This window comes from Streptomyces sp. NPDC020801 (genome assembly GCF_044334385.1).
In the GTDB taxonomy this organism is placed as follows: Bacteria; Actinomycetota; Actinomycetes; order Streptomycetales; family Streptomycetaceae; genus Streptomyces.
On sequence record NZ_JBIRST010000063.1, the window covers coordinates 1 to 4,917 of the forward strand.

Sequence of the window (4,917 nt, forward strand, 5' to 3'; positions counted from 1 at the left end):
CGTGCGGTGACCGCGGCGAAGCTGGCCAAGGCCGCCGCGCAGAAGGCCGCCGCGGAGACCCAGGCCGCCCAGAAGGACACCCAGCACGCGGCAGCATCCGCCGCCCGCGCGGCGTCCGCCGCCCAGCAGGCCGCCACCGCCGCACAGACCGCGATCAGCGCCGCGAACGCGGCCACCGATGCCGCCCGCGTGGCCGCGAACGCGGCCTCGGCTGCCGCCGCGGCCGCGGACGGCGCCGCAGAGGCAGCCTCCCAGGCCCGTGACGCCGCCGCGAACGCGGCCCTCGACGCCGGCCAGGCAGGCGCCGCACGCAAGGCCGCCCAAAACGCACGGGACGCCGCCGCGGGCGCACACGCCGCCGCCCAAGCCGCCGACTCGGCGCGGACCGCCGCCGCATCGGCAGCGGACGCAGCCCAGGCCGCAAGCGGCGCCGGCAGCAACGCCAACGACGCCGCGGACGCGGCCGACCAGGCCAACTCCTACGCCGACCAAGCCGGCGCCCACTCCGCCGAAGCACAGAACGCCGCAGCCGCCGCACACCGGCACGCCCGCGAGGCCGGCCGCGCCGCCGACGCCGCCCAGGCGCTGGCCCAGGAGGCCGCCTCCGCTGCCGGTGAGGCCCGTGACGCCGCGAACGACGCTGCCACGCACGCGGAGAACGCGGCCAAGGCCGCCGACGACGCGGCCAAGCACGCGGGTGAGGCGGCGAGTGCCGCAAAGCAGTCCGCCGCGCACGCCAAAGAGGCCAAGAAGGACGCCGACGCGGCCAGTGCGGCGGTCGCCAAGGCCCAGAAGGTCCACGACCTCGCGATCCGTATCGACACCGAGCAGCTGACCGCCCGCACCAACGAAGCCATCGCCCGCGCCCAGGACCTCAAAGCACAGGAAGACCAGCAAACCGCGGCACAGCAAGCAGCCCAACAGCAGGCCAAGGACCTGCAGGCCGAGGCAGGCAAGCTGGCCGACCAGGCCGCCCAGCCCGGCGCGGACCCGGCGAAGATCGCTCCCGAAGCCCGCAAGGTGGCCCTGGCCACCGCCAAGACCGGCCGCCCGTGGAGCCGGTCCGCAGCCCTCGTCGCCCTGGCCGGCTCCGACACGGACATCACCGCCTACATCCGCACCGGCAGTCAGGAAGCCAGCAGCCAGGACGACCGCCAGGACGTCGAACACCTTGCGCTAGTCGCCGGCTCCGCCGACGTACGCGCCGCCGCCGCCAAGGCTCTGGAAGGCGACGCTGCCGCGGTGAGTGCATTTCTGGCCACCGGCCAGTACGAGGCGATGAAGCAGGACATGCGCCTCGTCGTCGCCCGGACCATCGCCAACGCCGGCCCGATTGAACAACAGGCCGGACGCACCGCACTCAACACTGACACAACGGATGCCCTGCGCCAGTTCATCACCTCCGACGATTCCCAGGCACGCACCCAGGACGAACGCGTCCGCGCCGCCCAACTCGGCGATACCAACAACAAGAGCAACGGCGCCCAGCTGAAGGCCGCCGCCCGCATCGCGCTGGAAGGCCCCTCCGACCTGTTGCACGCCTTCATCACGGTCGGCCAGTACAAAGCCCAGCGGCAAGACCAGCTCGCCGCCACCCACGAAGCCCAGATCCAGCAGCTGATCGCACAGGCCGCAGGCATCGCGGCCACCGCCCAGAAGAACGCGGCCGAAGCGGGCAGGGCAGCAGCCACCGCCGCCAAGGCAGCGGCCGAAGCCGAGGGCTACCGCAGACAGGCCCAAGCAGCCGCCAACGACGCCCAGAAGTACGCCAACCAGGCCAACGGCTACGCCAACCAGGCCGAACAGTCCGCCAAGGACGCCGCCGCCTCGGCCAAGACAGCCCGCAACGCCCAGCAGACCGCCGAAAACGCCGCAGCCGCAGCCATCACCTCGGCCACCTCCGCCCAGTACTCGGCCGACTCCGCACGCAGCTCCGCCGACTCGGCCTGGACAGCAGCCCAGCAAGCACGTGTCTCCGCCACAGCCGCCGGCAAGGACGCCACCGCCGCGGGCCAAGCGGCGACGGAGGCCTACCACACCGCAGTCGTCAAACAGCAGCAGGAAGCGGCGCGGTTTCGGCAGTTGGTCGAGGAACAGCGGAAGAAGAACAGTCAGCAGGACGATGACGGCAGCTGGATACCGGGGTGGCTCAAGGACACAGTCAACAAAATCAGCCCCTATGCGCAGGCGCTCTGGGACAACAGCCCGCAACTCGCCGCTGACCTGATCGAGAGCGTCGGCGGCGCCTTCCTGGCGGACACGGGAATCACGGAGGGCCTCGTAGGCGGAGGCGGCGGACTCTTCCTGTGCCCCGAGACAGCGGGTGCCGGCTGCCTCGAAGCTGTTATGGCGGTCAGCGGTGGTATAGCCGCGACCGGAAGTGGCCTCGCCATGGCCAACGAAGGCGTCCACCGCTTCAGCGACGACCTCGACCAAGCCCTCCGCGAAGCCCGGGAAGAACGCCCTGCGAAAGAGACATGCACCCAGTGCTTCGTGGCCGGCACCAAAGTACTCATGGCCGGCGGCCCTGCGAAGAACATCGAGAGCATCAAGGCAGGCGACACAGTAGTCGCTACCGACCCGCTCACGGGGAAGACCGCGCCGCGCAAGGTCGCACGACTGATCATCACCGACGGCGACAAACACTTCGACGAACTCACCCTCAACACACCCGACGGACCCCGCAAGCTCACCGCAACCTACGAGCACCCCTTCTGGAACCCCACGGAAAAGCGCTGGGTCAAAGCCCACGACCTCCGAGCCGGATCCACCCTGCTGAGCAGCGACGGAAGCACCGTCCGTGTCCAGGCCAACCGCGCCTTCGACCAACGAGTACGCACCTACAACCTCACCGTCGAAGACCTCCACACGTACTATGTACTCGCCGGGAACACGCCGGTCTTGGTGCATAACGCCGGCAAGGGCGGTATCTGCGGACCCAGCGATATTCCTAACACTGTCCATGACGGCGTCGATGACATCATCAATAATGGACGCCCCCCGCGACTCACACCCGAGGGCAACGTCGATACATTCACCGTGCGTCCCAATACGCCGCCCGCTATAGCCAGGAAATGGGGCGGCGCAACCATCTACGACATCCCAGGCGGAGGCAACAGATACCGCGTCTTGATCAACAAGTATGGCGATATTGGCTGGGTTGACAATCACGACTACACCAAGATCATGCCTTACTTCCCACACCCGTAGCTTTCGGTGAATTGGCGGCGGGCTTCGGACGATATCCGGAGCCCGCCTGCCATGCTGCGTGGGTGTAATGTTCGATCGGCAATGTATTTCCTCGGAGGTTTTTCATGAACGACCAGAAGCTGTCGGAAGCGTTGGCGCTGGCCGGGATCCGCTTTCGCGGCATCGACGAGACGTCGGCGACGCTACCCGTCAGAGCTGCTTGGATCGCTGTGAGTTGCGGGCGTAACGACGGTCGACGCGATGTTGTTCTCGATTTCAGCGATGCAGACGTGGCCAGTAATGCAAATCTGAGCTGGTTTGGCTTGGCGAGTGAGAGCGGCCTGTTCAGTGGACCGAATAGGGAATTCTTGCTGGGGGTCGACCTTGCCGATGATGAATCGGCATCAATTCTTCGATGGGCTAAGGTTGAGCTGATGGAAGACTGGGACATTATGGGGAGTGGTGTGGCTAGCGGGATTCTTGGATCCGGCGCGGGGAAACCTGAATTTGTGATGATGTCAACCAGTGGCGCAGTTGTATTGCGTGGTACAACATGGGAGGATTCTATTGGCGTCCTTGCGGTCCCCATGCCCGATCGTGTAAAAATCATTAGGGACTACGCTGAGCGGCTTGCTTCGAATCCGAGATCCGATTTCCATGAGCGCCGCTCTGCTTTCGAATGGCTTCACCGGACCTAATTGATGGAAGAGTTCACTGAGAGAATGCCGGGGAATTGGCGAAGATTAGAACTACGGAGGGCGGTGTATGACCTGCAGCTTCCCGACTACCTATCAGGGTATGAAGTCGAAACGGAAGCGAAAGGCTATCTGGTTGGTGTGAAGGTGGTCTCGTCTGGCGCCACCTTTGAGCTGGCCGTCTACGATGTTGTGCGCCTAGCGCAAGAAGTTGCCGATGAAGTGCAGTCGGATGGATATTTCACCGTGGCCAATCTTGTGGTCGTCCCTCGCGTGACTCGTGCTGAAATCACCCGAGCGGTAGAACGACTGTCGCGAGGCAACTTCCAGGGACTGGTACCCCGGGCCGAGGCGTAGGCTACGCCTACCCGATGGACCGCTTGGCATTGCTACGCGGAGCGGCAGTTCAATAGCTGCTTAACGCTGAAGGAGCCCCACCAGGTGTTTTTGGTGGGGCTCCTACCGGTAGTTCGTTAAGTCCGGCGGTAGTGTGGGTTGACGGGCAAGTTGGGTTGGTCGTAGGCCAGTGGGAAGAGGCAACTGCCTTGCTGGGGCTGAAGATGACCGCTCGCCGTCCGTGTCCGCCTGCGCCGTGGCCGTTGGAGGACTACGCGGCCCGGTTCGACGACCTCTTCTTCAGTCTCGCCCAGCGGCGGGGCTTTCGCGGGTCTTCAAAGTTGAGCGGTGCGGAGGTGTCCGCGGGCTCGTCGCGTGGTAACGCAGCGTGTCCGTAGTCGCTGGTTGTCGGCATTACGGAACCCGAAGGCATTGCGAGCGACGAGCTTGATCACGCGGTTGATGCCTTCGCTCTTGGCGTTGCTGTGGCCGGTATCGATGAATGCGGAGATCTCGGTCCACCAGCGGTCGACGGTGACGGCGAGCTGGCGGACTTTTCCTCTCGGCGACTTGCCCTGGCCGCTGCTACCCCAGGCTCTGTATCGGAGGCTGTTTACTCCTTTGTGTAAGAGGTGATCTTGCTGGGTGCTGGTCGGGCCCCGGCTGACACCAGGAATGTGACGCACAGTGAGTGACC

4 protein-coding genes are annotated in these 4,917 nt (G+C 65.6%); 3 read left to right on the plus strand and 1 reads right to left on the minus strand.

What is annotated here, in order from left to right; translation table 11 throughout:
* Nucleotides 1–189: 189 nt before the first annotated feature.
* The 3 genes from ACH4UM_RS41600 to ACH4UM_RS41610 all read left to right on the plus strand — a co-directional run bounded on the left by ACH4UM_RS41600 (nt 190) and on the right by ACH4UM_RS41610 (nt 4,241).
* Nucleotides 190–3,210: a polymorphic toxin-type HINT domain-containing protein gene (locus ACH4UM_RS41600; protein ID WP_398191828.1), complete on the plus strand. Its 3,021-nt coding sequence runs from the start codon at nt 190–192 to the stop codon at nt 3,208–3,210.
* A 104-nt stretch (nt 3,211–3,314) separates the two neighbouring features.
* A complete protein-coding gene (locus ACH4UM_RS41605; protein ID WP_398191830.1) occupies nt 3,315–3,887 on the plus strand; it encodes a hypothetical protein in 573 nt (190 codons plus the stop codon).
* 63 nt (nt 3,888–3,950) lie between these two features.
* Entirely contained in the window at nt 3,951–4,241 is a 291-nt protein-coding gene (locus ACH4UM_RS41610; protein WP_398191833.1) for a hypothetical protein, read from the plus strand.
* 314 nt (nt 4,242–4,555) lie between these two features.
* Here the strand turns inward: ACH4UM_RS41610 and ACH4UM_RS41615 are convergent.
* A partial coding sequence (locus tag ACH4UM_RS41615; RefSeq protein ID WP_398191836.1) for a transposase occupies nt 4,556–4,917 on the minus strand: 362 nt, incomplete at its 5' end.